The sequence below is a fragment of the Allobosea sp. genome, assembly GCF_036675845.1.
GTDB lineage: Bacteria > Pseudomonadota > Alphaproteobacteria > Rhizobiales > Beijerinckiaceae > Allobosea.
Map to the genome: position 1 here is coordinate 20,409 of NZ_JAKFED010000041.1, position 17,032 is coordinate 37,440.

At 70.7% G+C, this 17,032-nt stretch carries 20 protein-coding genes and 1 pseudogene; 3 read left to right on the plus strand and 18 right to left on the minus strand.

What is annotated here, in order from left to right; all coding sequences use genetic code 11:
- Window positions 1-56: 56 nt before the first annotated feature.
- The 11 genes and pseudogenes from V6M56_RS03970 to V6M56_RS04020 all read right to left on the minus strand — a co-directional run bounded on the left by V6M56_RS03970 (window position 57) and on the right by V6M56_RS04020 (window position 9,059).
- The gene (locus tag V6M56_RS03970; RefSeq protein WP_332681432.1) at window positions 57-3,992 is read right to left on the minus strand and encodes a baseplate multidomain protein megatron; all 3,936 of its coding nucleotides are present in this window, start codon (window positions 3,990-3,992) and stop codon (window positions 57-59) included.
- The gene (locus V6M56_RS03975) at window positions 3,992-4,450 is read right to left on the minus strand and encodes an NlpC/P60 family protein (RefSeq protein WP_332681434.1); all 459 of its coding nucleotides are present in this window, start codon (window positions 4,448-4,450) and stop codon (window positions 3,992-3,994) included. Before V6M56_RS03975 ends, V6M56_RS03970 begins: the two co-directional genes overlap by 1 nt.
- A complete protein-coding gene (locus tag V6M56_RS03980) occupies window positions 4,447-5,337 on the minus strand; it encodes a DUF2163 domain-containing protein (RefSeq protein WP_332681436.1) in 891 nt (296 codons plus the stop codon). The genes V6M56_RS03975 and V6M56_RS03980 overlap by 4 nt, the downstream gene beginning before the upstream one ends.
- A 9-nt stretch (window positions 5,338-5,346) precedes the next feature.
- On the minus strand, window positions 5,347-5,988 hold the full coding sequence (locus V6M56_RS03985) for a DUF2460 domain-containing protein (protein WP_332681438.1): 642 nt from the start codon (window positions 5,986-5,988) through the stop codon (window positions 5,347-5,349).
- Window positions 5,989-6,031: 43 nt separating this feature from the next.
- A complete protein-coding gene (locus tag V6M56_RS03990; RefSeq protein WP_332681440.1) occupies window positions 6,032-6,619 on the minus strand; it encodes a phage tail tape measure protein in 588 nt (195 codons plus the stop codon).
- A 25-nt stretch (window positions 6,620-6,644) separates the two neighbouring features.
- Window positions 6,645-6,836 (minus strand): annotated as a pseudogene (locus tag V6M56_RS03995) (phage tail assembly chaperone); the annotation flags it as partial.
- 35 nt (window positions 6,837-6,871) lie between these two features.
- A complete protein-coding gene (locus V6M56_RS04000) occupies window positions 6,872-7,225 on the minus strand; it encodes a gene transfer agent family protein (RefSeq protein ID WP_332681443.1) in 354 nt (117 codons plus the stop codon).
- 10 nt (window positions 7,226-7,235) lie between these two features.
- Window positions 7,236-7,646, minus strand: coding sequence for a phage major tail protein, TP901-1 family (locus V6M56_RS04005; RefSeq protein ID WP_332681444.1), 411 nt, complete (start codon window positions 7,644-7,646; stop codon window positions 7,236-7,238).
- A gap of 23 nt (window positions 7,647-7,669) precedes the next feature.
- Window positions 7,670-8,080 carry a DUF3168 domain-containing protein gene (locus V6M56_RS04010; RefSeq protein WP_332681446.1) on the minus strand — a complete coding sequence of 137 codons (411 nt, stop codon included), beginning with the start codon at window positions 8,078-8,080 and terminating at the stop codon, window positions 7,670-7,672.
- Window positions 8,077-8,424, minus strand: coding sequence for a phage head closure protein (locus V6M56_RS04015; protein WP_332681447.1), 348 nt, complete (start codon window positions 8,422-8,424; stop codon window positions 8,077-8,079). The genes V6M56_RS04010 and V6M56_RS04015 overlap by 4 nt, the downstream gene beginning before the upstream one ends.
- 5 nt (window positions 8,425-8,429) lie before the next feature.
- The gene (locus V6M56_RS04020; protein WP_332681448.1) at window positions 8,430-9,059 is read right to left on the minus strand and encodes a head-tail connector protein; all 630 of its coding nucleotides are present in this window, start codon (window positions 9,057-9,059) and stop codon (window positions 8,430-8,432) included.
- Between the two features lie 72 nt (window positions 9,060-9,131).
- Here V6M56_RS04020 and V6M56_RS04025 point away from each other — a divergent pair, with 72 nt between their 5' ends.
- A complete protein-coding gene (locus V6M56_RS04025) occupies window positions 9,132-9,911 on the plus strand; it encodes a S1 family peptidase (protein ID WP_332681449.1) in 780 nt (259 codons plus the stop codon).
- 111 nt (window positions 9,912-10,022) lie between these two features.
- The gene (locus V6M56_RS04030; protein WP_332681450.1) at window positions 10,023-10,898 is read left to right on the plus strand and encodes a S1 family peptidase; all 876 of its coding nucleotides are present in this window, start codon (window positions 10,023-10,025) and stop codon (window positions 10,896-10,898) included.
- Between the two features lie 67 nt (window positions 10,899-10,965).
- On the opposite strand, the gene V6M56_RS04035 is transcribed toward V6M56_RS04030, so the two are convergent.
- The 7 genes from V6M56_RS04035 to V6M56_RS04065 form a co-directional block, all read right to left on the minus strand.
- Entirely contained in the window at window positions 10,966-12,207 is a 1,242-nt protein-coding gene (locus V6M56_RS04035) for a phage major capsid protein (protein WP_332681452.1), read from the minus strand.
- A gap of 50 nt (window positions 12,208-12,257) precedes the next feature.
- Window positions 12,258-12,779, minus strand: coding sequence for an HK97 family phage prohead protease (locus V6M56_RS04040; RefSeq protein ID WP_442881076.1), 522 nt, complete (start codon window positions 12,777-12,779; stop codon window positions 12,258-12,260).
- Window positions 12,776-12,952, minus strand: a complete 177-nt coding sequence (locus V6M56_RS04045; protein ID WP_332681453.1) for a hypothetical protein — start codon at window positions 12,950-12,952, stop codon at window positions 12,776-12,778. The genes V6M56_RS04040 and V6M56_RS04045 overlap by 4 nt, the downstream gene beginning before the upstream one ends.
- Complete coding sequence (locus tag V6M56_RS04050) at window positions 12,949-13,149, minus strand: hypothetical protein (RefSeq protein WP_332681454.1); 201 nt, start codon at window positions 13,147-13,149, stop codon at window positions 12,949-12,951. Before V6M56_RS04050 ends, V6M56_RS04045 begins: the two co-directional genes overlap by 4 nt.
- The gene (locus V6M56_RS04055; RefSeq protein ID WP_332681462.1) at window positions 13,146-14,318 is read right to left on the minus strand and encodes a phage portal protein; all 1,173 of its coding nucleotides are present in this window, start codon (window positions 14,316-14,318) and stop codon (window positions 13,146-13,148) included. Before V6M56_RS04055 ends, V6M56_RS04050 begins: the two co-directional genes overlap by 4 nt.
- 119 nt (window positions 14,319-14,437) lie before the next feature.
- Window positions 14,438-15,742: a DNA-packaging protein gene (locus V6M56_RS04060; protein ID WP_332681464.1), complete on the minus strand. Its 1,305-nt coding sequence runs from the start codon at window positions 15,740-15,742 to the stop codon at window positions 14,438-14,440.
- Window positions 15,684-16,079 (minus strand): hypothetical protein, encoded by a 396-nt coding sequence (locus V6M56_RS04065; protein WP_332681456.1) that lies wholly within the window; start codon window positions 16,077-16,079, stop codon window positions 15,684-15,686. Before V6M56_RS04065 ends, V6M56_RS04060 begins: the two co-directional genes overlap by 59 nt.
- Window positions 16,080-16,269: 190 nt before the next feature.
- Between V6M56_RS04065 and V6M56_RS04070 the strand changes: the two genes are divergently transcribed.
- The coding region (locus V6M56_RS04070; RefSeq protein WP_332681457.1) for an IS1595 family transposase at window positions 16,270-17,032 on the plus strand (763 nt) is incomplete at its 3' end.

Genomic DNA, 17,032 nt, shown 5'->3' on the forward strand with positions numbered 1-17,032 from the left:
ATGAACACCCCCTGCCAGCCAGATGTCGGTAGCGGCGCCGGTGACGCAAGCCTAGCTCAGCGAATCGTGACGAGTCCACGCCACTGCAGCCCGGCCCCGGCAGCGACGCTGAGTTGTTCCAGCCCGATGTCGAGCGCCGGCTGAGCCGCGCCGAAGTCCGCGATCTCGCTGGCGGCGGGGTAGAGCAGTTGCGGCCCCTCGCTCTCCAGGACGCGCTTCGCCGTACCGGCCTGATGGGCGGTCAGGCGATAGCGTTCGCCCTCTTCGCCGAGCGGCACTTCGAAAGCCTCCCAGGAATCGCCGTCGACCCGGGAGCGCCTGATCCAGCTCAGCGTCACGCCGCTCCCGGAACGGCGGGCGCGAGGATGCACCGGCGCGAGCGGCCGCAGCGCGGCGGTACCGACCGTCGCGACAAGCTCGCGCATCGCCGCCCCGGCCACGTCGGCATTCGCCGGGCCGATCCGATAGCGCCAGGAACGGCCGACATCGTCGAGGCGCGTGGTCAAGGCCTCGGCTGCGCCATCGAGCACGACGAGGCGCGCACCCGCATCCAGCAGGCGCCCGGCGGCGGGCTCGGAACCACCCAGCCCGCGGACCATCTGCGAGAGCCGGAAGGTCCGCGGGCCGATCAGCTCGACGCGGGCCGCGGTGAGGATCTCGGCGACGCCGGCAGGATCGAGCAGGGCGAGCGCATTGGCTCCGGCCAGGGCCGCCTTCTCCGCGACAGAAGAAAGAGCGCCGCCGCGCAGGCGGACATCGACGCTGGCCTGTCGGTCGGTGCGCCAGAGCGGGCCGGGCTGAAGCGGCGTCAGGGTCTCGCCCATGATCGACGGCGCCGCGATGAACCCGTGCAGGGTGAAGGACATGCCCTCGGCTGCCCGCCAGATCGCCAGCGCACCGGGCCAGGGATCGGCGAAGGCGGCAAGCGACTGCAGCGCCGGCGGCGTCTCGCGGGCGATCGGCAGGTCGAGCACCAGCGCGTCGGGGCGACCGGCGACGCGCGGCGCGACTTTCACGGGCCGGGAATCCGGGGCGGCGGCCGACGAGGCGCCATGATAGATCGCCGGCTCGACCGCCCGGGCGCTGGCCCTTCGCGTGATGCCGTCGCTGATTCGCGTCAGCCGGAACAGGCGGGGGCGCCCGTCGACCGCCAGCGACACCACGTCGCCGGGTTCGAGATCGATGCAGCGCGGGGAGAGTTCGAGCTCGAGCGTCTCGCGCCCGGCCCAGATCTCCTGGAGGCGCTGGTCAGCCAGGCGCTGGCCCTCGGCCCGGCGGGTGACGATCGCGGTTTCGACCGCGCTCTCGCGCCGCGCCGCGCCGGCGAGCCGGCGGGACCGCGCGGCGGCACGGCGATAATCATTATCGCCGTCGATATGGGCGAGGCGCAGTTCGCGCGGCAGCTCGCTCTCCTCCGCCCGGCGCAACTCAAAGGGCTGGCCGTCGCGGTCGAGCACGAGGTCGTCGGGCGAAAGCTGGCGCGCCACCGCCGCCGCACGGCCGCGAAAGCACAGCCTGCCGGCCGACATGGCGACGTCGAAACCGAAGGCCTGGGCGAGCGGCTCCAGCGCCTGCCGCGCCGAGAGCGGCCGGTCGAGGACATAGCCGTCGAGGAAGCCGTCGATGGCGAGCTCGTCCGGCGCCGGCAGACCGTAATCGGCGAGCACCGCCCGCACCAGCCGGTCCAGCGTCGTGCCTTCGAGCCTGCCATTGATCCAGTGGCCGGTCTCGTAGTTGGGGCCGTCGGCCCAGACCGATTGCAGATCGGGAAAGGCCGGAAAGGGCCGGGCATCCCAGGTCCAGACATAGACATTGGCCGGATCGACCATGCGCCGGCCCAGCGGCCCGAAGATCGGGTTGCGCTGCACCTCGAAGCCCGGCAGCGCCGGGTCGAAGCCCGAAAGGATCGCCTCGAGGCCGCGCGCCTGCACGAGGTCGTCACGTGCCCTGGTCGAGAAATGCGGATAGCCGCCATCGACGGATTTCGGATCGGGAAAGACATTCGGCGAATTGCCGCCCTTGTCCACCGCCGGCAGGCCGATCTCGGTCAGCCAGATCGGCTTCGAGCCGGGGAGCCAGGGGGTGGCGGAACCGAGCTCGAAGCCGAGCCAGCGCTCGACATGGAAATTCGACCACCAGTTCGGCAGGTCCTTCGGCCGGAAAACCCAGGACTTGCCATAGGCGCCGTCGCTGATCGGCAGGCGCGTCTGGGCCTGCCGGCCGGCCAGGGAGGCGTAATACCAGTCATAGCCCTCGCCCGAGGTCAGCCGGTCGCGGAGATGGCCGACATCGGCCGGCCCGCGCGCCAGATCGACATCGGCATGGCCTGGCGTGTCGCGCCAATCGGTCAGCGGCGCGTAATAGTCGATGCCGATGGCGTCGATGTTCATCGAGGCCCAGAGCGGATCGAGCGGGAAGCGCACTTCGAGCCCACCATCGCGGACATGGGCGCCGTATTCGGTCCAGTCCGCCGCATAGACCAGCTGGGTCGGGAACGGCAGCAAGGCGCGCACCTCCGCCGCCAGCGCGACCAGGCCGTCGACCATCGGATAGACGCCCGGCGCGCTGCGCACCCGCGTCAGCCCGACCAGCTCGGAGCCGATGATAAAGCCCGCGACGCCGCCGGCTGCCTTGGCCAGCATCGCGGCGTGCAGCACGGCGCGGCGGAAGCCCCAATCCTCCGGCACGGAACAGACGACGCGGTCGCCGTCGAGAGTGAAATCGCCGGCGCTGGCCGAACCGAGGAAGCTCGCGACCTGCGCGGCCGCGGCCGAGGTCGCATCCGCGGTACCCGGCCGGTCGGGCGCCGGCGCGCAGGTCACCCGGCCGCGCCAGGGATAGGGCGGCTGCGAGCCACCGCCGGTGTAAGGATCGGCCAGGGCGTTGTCGGCCGGGATATCCATCATCACGAAGGGATAGAGCACGACTTCCAGCCCGTAGACATCGCGCAGCCGGCGGATCAGCGCGATCACGCTATCGTCGGAGGGCGTGCCGCCATAGGCCGGCTTGCCGCCGGACTGGCTGACCAGCCGCGCGCCGCTGCGCTGGAGCCCGGCGACCGACCACTCGGCGCCCGTTGTGATCTTCTCCGAAATCTCGACGCGCGGCGCGATCGTGCAGGAGCCGGCGCGAAGATCGTCGCCGAACCAGCTCATCACCAGCGAGATGCGCCGCAGGTTGGGGCACAGCGCCAGCAGATGCATGATCGCGCCGTCGACATCGGTGGTGCTGTGCCATTGGTGCCGGTTCTCGGCGATGCTGACCCCGGCTTCCGGCTCCTGATTGACCAGGGTCGGCTGATAGATGAACTCGCTGGCCCCGGGAATCAGGGTCACGGCGCGGATCATCTCGCCAAGGCCGGGCACGGCGCGCACCACCTCGAACGAGAACTGCGGCACGCGGTTGCCGTAATCGGCCAAGGGAAAGCGCTCGAACACGACATAGGCCGTGCCGCGATAGCCCGGCGCCGCACCGGCCTCCTTGGCGGCGATCAGCGGATCCGGCTCCTGACTGGCGAAACCGCGATGGACGCGCAGCGTCACGGCGTTGAAGTCGATCTCGCGCCCATCGGCCCAGATCCGGCGCACGAAGGCGATCGGCCCCTCGCACAGGCCGATGGCGAGATTGGCGTAGTAGCTATACGTGGTCTCGTGGGTCTTCTGGGCCTTCTGCCCGCCCTTGCCGCCGCTCTTGCTGCGGGTGACCGTGGTGGTCACCTCCTCCTCGAAACGCGTCGCCCAGATCAGCTGGCCGCCGAGCCGGGCGCGCCCGTAGACGCGCGGGATCGGCGCGCCCTCGGTCGAGGCGAGGCCGTCGATCTCGGTCAGGCGCGGCCCTTCGACGACGCGCGTTCCACCGCCGCCGCCGAGCAGCGACTGGTCGAGCCCCGCGCCGGCGATGGCGCCGAGCGAGCGACCGATGATGGCGCCGACCGGGCCGCCGAGCATCCCGCCCAGCACCGAGCCGGCAACCTGGAGAACAAGCGTGGCCATCAGGGATCCAGCTCCGGGAATGAGAAGGCATGGCTGCAATGGCGGCGCCACCAGCCGGTGAAGGCGACCTCGCTGACGGCCGCCCCGTCATGGGCATGGAGGATGCGCCCCGGCTCGACCAGGATGGCGCAATGGGCCGCCGGCAGATGGTCGCGCCAGCGGAAGAGCAGCACATCGCCGGGGCGGGCCCCGGCCGGTTCGCAAGGAGCAAGATGGCGCAGCGCCGCCAGCGCCAGCGTCTCGCCGGCACCATGCTGCGCCCAGTGCTGGGCATAGGGCGGCACCGCTTCCGGCTCGCTGCCATGGAGATCGCGCCAGACGCCGCGGACCAGCCCGAGGCAGTCGCAGCCGACGCCGCGCAGCGAAGCCTGATGGTGATAGGGCGTGCCGAGCCAGGACCGCGCAGCCGCAACGATCCGGGCGCGGCTGGCCTGCCCTCCCGGCTCCGGCCCGCTCATCGGAACAGGCTCCCGCCATCGAACGGTCCGCCGCCCGGATCGGACGGCCCGGCGCCGCCGAGGACGAAGTCATTGCCAGGCAGGTGCGGAAAGCCGCGGAAGTTGATTCCGTTTCCGAATTTCGCCTGGCAGGTGGCAAAGCTCTTGTCGCAGCCGACGCTGATGCTGAAGCCGTCGCCGATCTCGATCGGCCGCGGCGCAGCCTGCCAGAGCTCGATGGTGACAACGCCATCGGCGTTGCGATGGTTCTTCACCTCGGCGGAGAAGCCGAGACTGGCTCCGCCGATGAAGGTCAGCTTGCCGCCGGTATAGAGCCCGTCGGGAAAGACGGCGAGGTTCGGCGCCGTCATCGTCAGGCGGGCGTCGGTGGTGGCGACAGTGGCGTAGGAGATGTCGGCCGCCGCGCCGCAACGGGCATCGCCGAGATCGGCGGAACAGGAGGCCGTGTAGAGCCCGCCGCGCTCCTCGTCGAAGGCCTTGCCCAGCCCCCTCACCTCGGCGCTGAAATTGCTGTCGCTGCGCCTGATCTCGCCGACGAAACCGGTCTCCAGCAGCACGCGCTGGCCGGGATCGGCCCAGTTGACCAGCCAGAGCGCGACGCGCGCATCGTCATAGAGCCCGCGCGACAGTTCCGCCTCGTTCAGCCCGCTCGCGGCGAAGGCGCCGAGCACCTCGCCGCCGCCGGTGGCGAAGCCGAGTTCGGCCGTCGCCTCCGCCGCCTCGAGGCCCGAGCGGGCCAGGAAATCGACGCCGTCGAAGGAGATATCCCGGTCATGTTCGGTGAAGCCGAGCACGGCGCCGTCGCGCCGGGTCAGGCTCCAGCAGCGGCATAGCGTGGTGGCCTCGCCGGCGAGATGGCCGGCGAGCGCGGAAGGCAGGTTGCGCATGGGAAAGCCTCAGTCGACGATTTCGACGATCGGGATCTTCGGGATGTCGCCGGCCTCGAAGGCCGAGAGATCGACCTCGATCATGTCGAGGTCGAAACGCACCGGCATGTCGAAGGAAAAGCCGGCGCTGACGACAGCGCCCGCGGCCGGGGCATGGCCGACGGCAAAGCTCAGCAGCCCCGTCGCATGGTCGCAGGAAACCGACGCCGGCTGGGCCTGGACGACGCCGTCGACCGCGACCAGCACCGTGCCGGCGACCGGCTTGCTGATGCGCCGGACATAAGGCGCGTGCAGCCCGCCATAGAGCTTGCCGAGCTGGAAGACGCGGGTCGCCCCGTCGCCGATGCCGATCTCCTGGTCGCTCGCCGCCGGCACGCCCGAGGGCGCGCAGCTCTTCCAGTCGAGCCGGTCGCGCCAGCGGAAGCCGTAGAGCCGCCCGCGCCGTTCCTCGAAGAAGGCGACGATGGTCGAGAGCGCATCGAGCGTGCGCACGCCGAAGCCGGCATCGTAGCGCCGGCGCGAATGGGCCCAGCGGCTGTTGCGGACCTCGCGCCCCGAGGCCAGCGTCACCACCTGGGTCAGCCGCTCGGGTCCGCCGCGGGCGCCGCGCGCGATCTCGACCGGGAAGCGCACTTCGTGAAAGCCGCTCATGCCGGCGCTCCTTTCAGCTTGAGGATTTGGCGGACGCCTCGCGTCACAGCGCCCGGCTGCCGCGGGCGACGGCGCGGGCGATCGCGGCCGAGACCTGCGCCTCCGAACGGCGGAAGCTGTCGGCATCGGGCGTCGAGACCTGGACCGTGACGCTGACCGGGCGCCGACCCTCGCCGCCGCCGGCGCGGACGCCGAGCTTGCCATCCGGACCACGCGACAAGGGCAGGATCGCCTCGGCGCCGCGCTCGCCCATCAGGCCGAGGCCGCGGCCCATGGCGAAATAGGACGGCGCCGCGACGACGCCGCCATCGGCGAAGACCGAGACCGACGGGATCGCGCCACCGCCGAGCCCGCCGGTAAAGAGCCCCGCCAGGCTCTTCAGGCCCGAGCCGAGCAGGCTGGAGAGACCGCTCTGTAGCGGCTTCAAAGCCGATTTCAGCAGGCTCTCGGTCAGCGACCTGCCGACGCTGCGCAGCACGTCCTCGAAGCGCCTGCCTTCGATGACGCCCCTGGCGAAGGCGCCGGTGATGGATTTTCCGAACGCCTCGGAAGCCCTGGTCAGGCTCTGCGTCAGGCTGGTCATCGTCCTCAGCCCGGAGAGGTCGAAGGAGGAGGTTTCGTCTTCCGACATGGCAAACGCTCTTTTCGGTCGCAGATCAGGCCGGGGCCGCCTGGCCGGGCCCATCGGGATGGCTACGCATCAGGGCTTCGAGCGCGTCGCGTGCGATCGGATCGGCGCCCCGGTGCGGGCGGAACGCCTCGCTGGCGGCGATGATTTCGCGCGGGCTCGCGGCCCAGAAGGCTTCCGGTGGCCAGCGCAGGCGGCCGAGCCCGAAGGCCATGACCTCGCGCCAGGGAAAGGGGGCAACCGCCGCCGGCGCAGCTACGGCGCCGACGGCGACGGAGGGTGCGCGGCGGCGCCTTCGCCTGCCGGCGCGAAAGTCGCGTCGAGGAGCGCGATCGCCGCCGCGATCGCGCCGTTCAGCCCGCCATCGAAGGCAAGCGCCGCGACCTCGTCATGGGCAAGCGAGCCGCCGGCGCCGCGCAGGCCGGCGGCGAGGATGCGGGTGACGTCGCGCGCCGAGAGTCGGCCGGTGGCGAAGCGCTCGCCCAGCGCCGGCAGGCTCTCGACGGCGAAGGCGTCCTCGAGCTCGGCGAGCGCCCCCAGCGTCAGCCGCATCGGCAGCGCGCTGCCCTCGACCGGCAGGGCGACCTCGCCCCGGTAGCGATTGACCATGGCGTTCCCCTCAGGCGAGCGTGAAGACGAGCTGGCCGGCCGATTCCAGCGACAGCTCGAAGGTGACCTCGGCGGCATGGTCGCCGCGATATTCCAGCGTCGAGAGCTGGAACGGCCCGGTGATCGTACCGAAATCGGGCACGATCACCTGCCAGTCGCGGATCGCGCCATCGAAGAAGATCTGCCGCACCAGCGCGTCCGAGGCCTCGTCCTTGAAGATGCCGGCGCCGCTGATGCTGGCCCGGCGCATGCCGGCGCCCGCCAGCAATTCGCGCCAGCGCCCGGCCGACTCGGCATGGGTGACGTCGACCGCCTCGGCATTGAAGGCGATCTGGCGGGCGCGCAGCCCGGCGACGGTGACGAGGCTGCCGCCGGAATCGGCCGCCTTGAGCAGCAGGTCCTTGCCTTTCTGGGCCGACATCGGCTTTTCCTTTCGCGCGATCTTCAGAGGGTTTCGGTGACGGCGCGGAAGCGCAGCGCCACCATGGGAAGCTGGCTCTTCGGGTCGCGGGCGAGCCGCGACGAGAGCCAGGTCAGATTGATCAGCCGGTGCCCCTCGAGCGAGAGCTGCGCGCCGCTCAGGCTGGCGACGATGGCCGCCGCCGCTTCCAGCGCCTGGCGCGAGGAGGCGCTCTCGTCCGCCCAGACGACCAGGCCCAGACGCTGCTCGCAGCCGGCATCGCTGCCGGTCGACCAATCGTCGGCCTCGACTTCGCCATGGACGAGATAGACGCCCTTCGCGGCGCGCGGCGGCTCGTCATGGATGCGCCCAGTGCCGATCAGCGCGGCAAGAGCCGGATCGGCTTCGAGATGCGCCTGGACGGCAAGGCGCAGCGCCAGGATCGCGTCGCTCATGGGCGGACCTCCTCGACCAGGCAGACCAGGCGGCGGCGTCCGCCATCAGGGTCGGCCACGGCGCGGATATCGAAGATCTGCGTGCCGTCGCGCAGCCGCTGCCCGGCGTCGACGCCGGCGCGCCAGCGCAGGCTGATGCGGTGGCTGATCGCCTGCTCCGGGCGGCCGGCACGCCAGCGCTCCTCGCCCGAAAGCCATTCGACCTGCGCCCAGACGGCCGCGACGAGCGCATGGCCACGGACCTCGCCGCCGATGCCGTCGGGTGTCCCGACCGGCTCCTCGAGCAGGAGGCGGCGCCGCATGGCGCCGACCGGAGGGCGTTTTGCGACCTCGTTCATCGTCATGCCCGTCACAGCTTCAGGCGTCGGAAAGGGGCGACGAGCCCGGCGACCTCGGCCGGCAGGCGCGCGGCGTCGCGGCCAACCACGTCGCCGCGATGCTCGAACCAGCGGCAGGCGAGCCGCAGCACCGCCTGGCGCAAGGGCGCGGGCACCGTATCGCGCGTCGCCCCGAAGCCGGCCACGACGTCGATCTCGATGGCCGCCCGGTCGCGGCCGGGCGGCCGTACCGGCCCGGCGAGCACGATCAGAGGCGGGTCTGTCCCCTCGACCAGAACGAGCGAGGGCACGGCGACGGCCTGGGGACTGCCGCCGGCGTCGTAGACGCGCGCCGCGGCAATGCTGCTGACCGGCGAGAGCGGCAGGCGTATCTCGGCGCCGGCCGGCCAGCGGTCGAGCACGAGGCGCCAGCTCTGGTCGATCAGGATCCGGCCGGACGCTGCCTCCACCATCAGGCGGGCGGCGGTGACCAGCGTGCCGAGGAGTTCATCCTCGTCCTCGGCCAGGAGCCGCAGGAAATCCTTGGCCTCCGCCAGCGAGACCGGCTCGATCGCCGGCGGGGCGATCGCCAGCGGCGTCATGGAGACCGAGGTCATGGCAAGTGAGGTCATGGTGAGCGAGGTCATGGTGAGCGAGGTCATCGCCTCTCCCTTTCCGGGGTTTGAACGGAGCGGCCGATGCGCTATCCAGCGCCCTCCCGAACGGAGGGCGCCATGCGCAGCGGCACAGCGAAACGGTTGCTCGGTCTGGCGCTCGCCGCGTCGGCCGTGCTGACGGCACCGGCCGGAGCCGTGGTCGGCGGCCGCGAGGGCGGGCCGGAGGCCGGCGCCACGCTGATGGTCCTCAATGCGCGCGGCGGCGTCTGCACCGGCATCGTGCTCTCGCGCCGCGCCATCCTGACCGCTGCACATTGCGCCGACCGGCAGGTCGACATGCGCATCCACTGGCGTGAAGGCGGCGAGCCGGTGCTGATCGAACCGGCGGCGATCGCCCTCCATCCCGAATTCAACGCCAAGGCCGTCGCGGCGCGGAAGCGCTCGATCGACCTGGCCCTGGTGCGGCTTTCGGCGCCGCTGCCGGCGCGCTTCTCGACGGCTGCGCTGGTCGACGGCCCGCTGCCGCGCGCCGGCGCTGCCGTCACGCTCACCGGCTACGGCGTCTCGCGCGAAGGCGAGGCCAAGACGACCGGGACCTATCGTTCGGCCGCGCTGGCGACCGTCGAGCCTTATGGCCCGGGCCGGATCCTGATCTGGGCGGCCGACCCGGCAGGCGGCGGCAAGCGGGCCGCGGCCGGCGCCTGCCAGGGCGATTCCGGCGGCCCGATCCTCGATGGCGAGGGCGGCATCGTCGCCGTCACCAGCTGGTCGACAGGCCCTGCCGGCAAGCAATGCGGCCTGCTCAGCCAGGGCGTCCTGGTCGCGCCCCAGCGCGGCTGGATCGACCGGACGCTGTCCGGCTGGGGCGAGAGCGTCGACTGGACGCCGAAGCGGTAGAACGGGATAGGAAGACCGAGGATCCGTTTTTCGTGACGCCACTCCAACTCTGAGCGGGCCAGGCTGCGAACGGACACTGGACTGCGCCGCAGCAAACCATAAAGTGACGCCATGGCCGCGACGACATCGACCGCAAACCTTTCAGGCCGCCGACTGACGGCGGCCTTTGTCCTGCTTGCCGCGGCGCTGCAGGCGGCTCCGGCCGCGGCGGTCGTGGGTGGCGTGACCTCGCGCTCCGCCAACGGCGTCCGCGCTTCGACGCTGCGGATCGAAACCAGCCGCGGCGAACTCTGCTCCGGCGCCGTGATCTCGTCGGAGCTGATCCTGACGGCGGCGCATTGCCTGATGACCGGCGGCTCGGTGCGCGTCGTCAGCCTCGACCGGCGCTTCCGCAGCCGCAAGCACGCCGTCGCTGCCGTGCTGCCGCATCCGAGCTTCGTGCCCGGCACGACGCCGCGCACCCAGCCGGGCGCCGATCTCGCCTTGATCCGCGTCGCCACCCCGCTGCCGGCCGATATCGAGCCGCTGACGCTCGGCGGCGGCCTCTGGCAGGGCGAGACGGTCACCATGGCCGGCTTCGGCCTGGCCTCCGAGAACAACAAGCGCAGCGCGCGGGTGCTGCGCGAGGCGACGCTGGTCAACGCCGGCAACTACACCACCGCCAATACGGTCAAGGTGGCGGTCGACACCGAGAACCGTGGCGAGGTTCCGGGCGCCGGTGCCTGCCGTGGCGATTCCGGCGGGCCGGTGCTGCGCGGCCCACCGGGCTCGCGCGATCTCGTCGGCATCATCTCCTGGTCGAGCGGGCCGCTGAGCTCGCGCGTCAGGCTGATCTGCGGCGGCTTCACCGCGATCACGCCGATCAGCGAGCATCGTGCCTGGATCAGCGAGGCGAGTGCGCGGCTGCTGAACTATGGCGAAGCATCAGAGCAGGCCCGCGAGACCGCGAGCCCGAACGCCAGCTACAGCTGGTGGTTCAGCCGCTAGAGACGGATTCACCGATCAGCTTGCGGTGCAAGCTGATCGGAACGGGCTCTGAGGGCTGGCCGCGCGGTCAGGCGGAGAATTTCAGCCCCTTGATCGCGGCGAAGTCCTGCACGCCGCCGCCGACCCGCTTGGTCGTGTAGAACAGCACATGCGGCTTGGCGGAGTAGGGATCGCGCAGGATCCGCACGCCCGCCCGGTCGACGACGAGATAGCCGCGGCGGAAATCGCCGAAGGCGACCGAGACCGAATCGGTCGCGACGTTCGGCATGTCCTCCGCCTCGACGAGGGGAAAGCCGAGCAGCGTCGCCGACGCGCCGGCCGAGGCCGGCGGCTGCCAGAGATACTGGCCGTTGCCATCCTTGAACTTGCGCACCGTGGCTTGCGTCCTGCGGTTCATCACGAAGGCGGCGTTCTGGCGATAGCCGGCCTTCAGCGAATAGACGAGGTCGACGAGGATGTCGGCCGGGCTGGAGGCGGCGAAGGCGCCGGCGACGCCGGTCTTCAGCGTGCCGATATTGCCCCAGCTCCAGCTCGCCTCGGCGACCGCCGGATAGGCCAGGAAGCCCTTGGGCTTGTCGACGCCGTCGCCGCTGACGAAGGCCGCGCCCTCCTGCTCGGCGAAGGCGCTCTCGACCTCCTCGGCGATCCACTGGTCGATGTCGACGATGGCATCGTCGAGCAGGGTCTGCGTCGCCGCCGGCATGGCGTAGAGTTCCATCGCCGGAAACGAAAGCTCGGCCAGCGCCGGCGTGCCGGTCTGCGGCCGGTTGGCGCTCTCGGCGACCCAGCCGGAAGCCGGGCCGGTGGTCGAGAACGCCTTCTTGTAGGTGCCGGACGAGATGGTGCGAACCGTCGCCAGCGAGCGGATCGGCGAGACGGCGGAAAGGCGACGCAGGATCTCGCTCTCGACGGTGGAGGGCGCGAGATAGCCGCCATCCGGCCCGGAGCCGGCGGAGAGGGCCTTGCCTTCGAGCTGCTTCAGCCCGCCCGCCTCGCCATGGCGGATATAGGAAGCGAAGGCGGCCTTGTGCTCGGCGATCGCCGGATCGCGCTCCGCCTCGGCGCCAAGAGCCGGGCGGCGGGCGTCGAGCGTCAGCCGGTCGAGGCGACGGCGGGTCTCGTCGAGTGCGCCGTCGAGCCGCACCAGCTTCTCGCTGGTCAGGCCGTCGCCGCCCATGCGGGTTTCGAGCTCGGCCAGCCGCTCGTCATTGGCGGCGCGATAGGCCTCGAGCGTGTAGCGCAGATCGTCATAGGCGAGCGCGACATCGCCGGCCGCCTTGGTCTCGGGAGCCTGGTTCGACGTGGTCATGGTTTCTCCTCGCATGGTTTTTCCTCGGGTGGATGAGAGCAGTTGCGGGTTCAGAAGTGGCAAGCGGGCGAAAGCGGGCGCGCCGTTTTCACCGCCGAGACGCGGGCCTGCGGCAGCATCGGGAAGGTCACCAGCGAGATCTCCCAGAGGTCGACCTTCGCGAGGCGGCGCAGGCCGGTGCGCGGGTCGGTGCGGGCCCGCTCGGAGCGGAAGCCGATCGAGAGCCCGTCAATGGCGCCGTCGCGCATCAGCGCATGAATCTCGCGCGCCCGCGCCACCGCCAGCGAGAGCCGGCCGCGGACATGAAGGCCGCGCGTGTCCTCGCGCAGATCGAGCCAGCGGCCGATCGGCTCGGCCGGATCATGCTGCCAGAGCAGCTTGACCCCGGCCGGGCCGCGACGGGCGAGGCTCTCGCGGAAAGCGCCGGGCTCGACCACGTCCTTGCCGAGATCGGCGATGCGGAACAGGCTGGCATAGCCCTCGAAGGCGCCGTCGGGCTCGATCCGGGTCAGCGGCCGCGCCAGGAACTTGGCTTCGCGGGCGAGCGGGTGAGAGGCCTGGACAAACCTCATCGCGCGCCCTCCTTGCCGGAGCGGCCGCCGCCGTCGAGCCGGCCCAGCGTCTCGAAGAAGCGCCCGAAGACTTCGCGCGGCGGGCCTGCAATGCGTGGCGACGGCGCTCCCGGAGCAGGCCGGCTCCCTGCCGACGTGGCGCGGGGCGGCGACTTCCCACCGGTCTTGCTCATGGCTGGTCTCCCTCATAGCGGGCGTTGAAGCGGGCGAGCTCGCGCACGAAATCGTCGAAGCGCCGGTTGGCAGCGACGAGCTCGCGCAGGACGAGCAGCGCGAGCCCCGAGGCGCAGAACGCCCAGAGCAGCAAAGCGAGATGGCCGAGATCGCCGCGCGCGACGATGCCGCCTGCCGCCTGTTCGATCAGGTTCATGACGCTTCCTCCCGGCGGCCATAGCCGACCGCCTCGCGCTTCTCGTCGACACTGAGGAATTCGGCAGCCGAGACCCGGCGCCAGAGCGATTCCCGCTCTTCGGCCAGCGCCTCGACCGCATCGAGATCGGGCTCGAGCGCAAGATCGTCGCCGAAGGCCGGGCCGAGCCATTGCGCCAGCGACTGCGCGGTGCGCCTGACCAGCGGTATCAACGTCTGGCGCCAGAAGGCCCGGTTGGCCTCGGCGTAGTTGGCGTGAGTATTGTCGCCGGGCAGTCCGAGCAGCAGCGGCGGCACGCCGAAGGCGAGCGCGATCTCGCGGGCAGCGACGCCCTTGGCGGCGACGAAGTCGAGCTCGGCCGGCGAAAGCGAGAGCGGCTTCCAGTCGAGACCGCCTTCGAGCAGCAGCGGCCGCCCGGCATTGCGGGCGCCCTGGAAGCCCTCCTCCAGCTCCAGCTTCAGGCGCTCGAACTGAGCCTCGGTCAGCGTGCCGCCTTCCGGCCCGTCATAGACCAGTGCGCCCGAGGGCCTGGCCGCATTGTCGAGCAGCGCCTTGTGCCAGGCGCCGGCGGCATTGTGGACATCGAGCGAGCAGGCCGCCGCCTCGATCGGCGAAAGCCCGTAATGATCGTCGACCGGATGGAACTGCGACAGATGCAGGATCGGCGGCAGCGGCCCCTCGTCCTGGCGGAAGCGGATCGTCTGCGCGCCCACCGTATAATCATAGGCCTCGGCCCAGCCATCGCGGCCGGGGACGACGCGCATCCGGTCGGGCCGCAGCGCATAGAGCTCGCGCGGCTCGCGGCCGATGCTCACTGCCTCGACATAGGCGTTGCCCGCGACGACGAGATGGCCATAGAGCGTCTCGCGGAAGGCGATGCCGCCCTGGCGCGGATTGGGCCGCTCGATCAGCGCCAGCGCCGGATGCTCCGGCTGCTCGCGCCCGCCGACCTTGGCGACGAGCTGGGTCTGCGCCGCCGCCTCGGCGATCAGCCGGACGCAGCGATGCACCACCGGATTGCGCTGATAGCCCTCGCGCGACAAGGCGCCATAGTCGCGCGGCGTCCAGACCGGTCGCCCCGCCTCGTGCAGGGCGATCAGCGGCCCGATGCGCGAGCGCTTCTGTTCCGGCGCGGCAGGGCCGCGCAGGCTGCGAAGGAAGTTGAGCATGATGATCTCGCTGTTCAGGCGCACGTCATGCTCGGGCTTGACCCGAGCATGACGTGCAGAAATCTGGTCCCGAGATTCCCGGGTCCGCGCTTCGCTCCGCCCGGGAATGACGGCTTGGTCTAAAGTCCCCTCACCCGCGGCCGGCCCTTCGGCGCCAGCATCAGATGGGTCAGCGCCCAGACCAGCGCGTCGAGCCGATCGGGCGAGCGGCCGGAGCTCAGGCCCGTCGGGCCAAAATCGCAGAGCTCGTCCTCCAGCGCCGGAAAGGCGCCGGCATGGCGGACGCGACCTTGCGCATAGAGCGCCGCCACCGGCTCGGCCCGGAGGAACTTGCCGCGCGAGGCCCGGACGGCCGTCACCGGCACGCTATCGTCGACCTCGCGGATCACGCTTTCCGCCATCTCGCCGCCCTGGTTGACCTCGACGACGAGGGCATCGGCCTCGAAGCGGCGATAGAGCGCGACCGCGGCTTGCGCCCATTCATGCGGCCGGGCCCCGGCAAGCGTCGCATCCGCCAGCACATGGCCGATGCCGTCGCGGTCTATGCCGGCGGCGACCAGCCCGCAGCTATCGGCCCGCTTGGACGAGGAAGCCGGCGGATCGACCGCGACCACGATCCGCGCCAGCGGCGGCGCTGCCTGCTCGCGGCCCTGCTCGATCAGCGCCCGCGTCCAGAGCGCATCGGCGCTCTCCTCGACGATCTCGCCTTCGAGTTCCTGCCGGCCGAGCCGGGTGCCGCCATAGGCCTGGGTGACGCTGGCGACGAAATCCGGCGCCAGGTTGAAGCGGTTCGCCCGCGTCGCCGCGCGGCTGACGGCGACGCGCGGATCGTCGAGCAACCGCTTGACCAGCGGCAGCGGGCGCGGCGTCGTGGTCACGACCTGGCGCGGCCTGTCGCCGAGACGAAGCCCGAATTGCAGCATGTCCCAGCTCTCCTGAAGGTTCGGCCACTTCGCCAGTTCGTCGGACCAGGCGGCGGCGAATTGCGGCCCGCGCAGGCTTTCGGGATCCTCGGCCGAAAAGGCCTGCGCGATCGCGCCGTTCGGCCATTCCAGACGCCGCCGCGAAGGCGACCAGACCGGCCGCTCCAACCGGTGATGGATCGAAAGCAGCCCGGAGACGCCTTCGACCATCACGTCCCGCACCTGCCCGTGCGTCTCGCCGACCAACGCGATGCGCGCGGCCGGCTCCGCGGCGAAGGGCGCGAGACCGAGCGCGAGGCCGCGAACCCATTCCGCCCCGGTGCGGGTCTTGCCGGCGCCACGCCCGCCCATCACCAGCCAGATCGACCAGGCTTTCGCCTCCGAAGGCAGTTGATCGGCCCGGGCCCACACCGCCCATTCGCGCGCGATGACCTCCGCCTCCTCAGCGTTCGCCGTCTCCAGCAGGCGCAGCAGCAGCGGCAGCCGCCTCTTCGGCGGCAAGGCCTGCAAGACGGCATGCAAGCTCCTGGCGAACTCCGGCAAGCCGGCGCAATCCGTCGGCGGGAGTGACGTCATCTTCGGGTTTGCCTCCCTGGCCTGCCGTGGTCGCGTCCAGCGCCAGCAATTCACGGACGGTGCGGGCCAGCGTCGCCAGCGTCTTGGCGTCGGTCTCGCTCGCGGCCTTGCCGGCCGGCAGTTCGGCCAGATGCGCCTCATGGGCATCGAGCTGGGCCTTCGCCGCGCGCCAAAGCCTGGTGACCATCTGCTTGCGAGCCACCGGCGCGCGCCTGCCCTTCGCCGCCGGCAGCACCGGCGCGTCATCCGTTTCATCGGTCATCGGGAACCTCGGCTCGGCCCGGAAACGAAAAAGCCGCCGGCGGTGAAGCGCGGCGGCCTTCGTCTCAGGCGCAATTCGTGAGCGTTCCCGATCTCTAGCCGATCAGCGTCACGATGTCAAGAATTAATTCCCAATTATATACTTGACAAAGCAGACCCTAGGGCTATGCTCCTAATCACAGGAGCACGCCATGTCTGCCGCACTCGACAACCCCATTTTCGCTGACGCCGACAAGGCCCGCGAGCACCTTGAAGCTCAGCGTTGGCCCAACGGCGCGACCTGCCCTCACTGCGGCAATGCCGATCCTGAGAAGATTACCGCCTTGAAGGGCAAGGCTCATCGTCCCGGCCTCTATCAGTGCGCCGAATGCCGCGAGCAGTTCACCGTCACTGTCGGCACCGTGTTCGAGCGCTCCAAGATCCCGCTCAACAAGTGGATGCTGGCCGTGCACCTCATGTGCGCCAGCAAGAAGGGCATGAGCGCCCATCAGCTCCACCGCATGCTCGGCGTCACCTACAAGACCGCTTGGTTCATGTGCCATCGCATTCGCGAGGCCATGCGCGATGACGTTGGCGGCCCCATGGGCGGCGAAGGCCAGATCGTCGAAGCCGATGAAACCTATTTCGGCAAGACCGAGTATCAGCCCAAGCTCAACACGCGCGGCCAGCCCTTCACCAAGAAGGGCAAGGGCGGCCCGTCAGGCAAGCGCGCGGTTATCGCCCTGGTCGAGCGCGGCGGTCGCGTCCGTTCCTTCCATGTCGATAAGGCCAACGCTGAAAGCGTCCGCGAGATTGTCGTCACCAACATCAGCCGCGAGAGCCGCCTGCACACCGACGAAAGCAAGCTCTACACGAAGACCGGCGCCGAGTTCGCCCGCCATGAGACTGTGCGCCACAGCGCCAAGGAATACGCTCGCGGCGACGTGCACACCAACACCATCGAAGGCGTGTTCT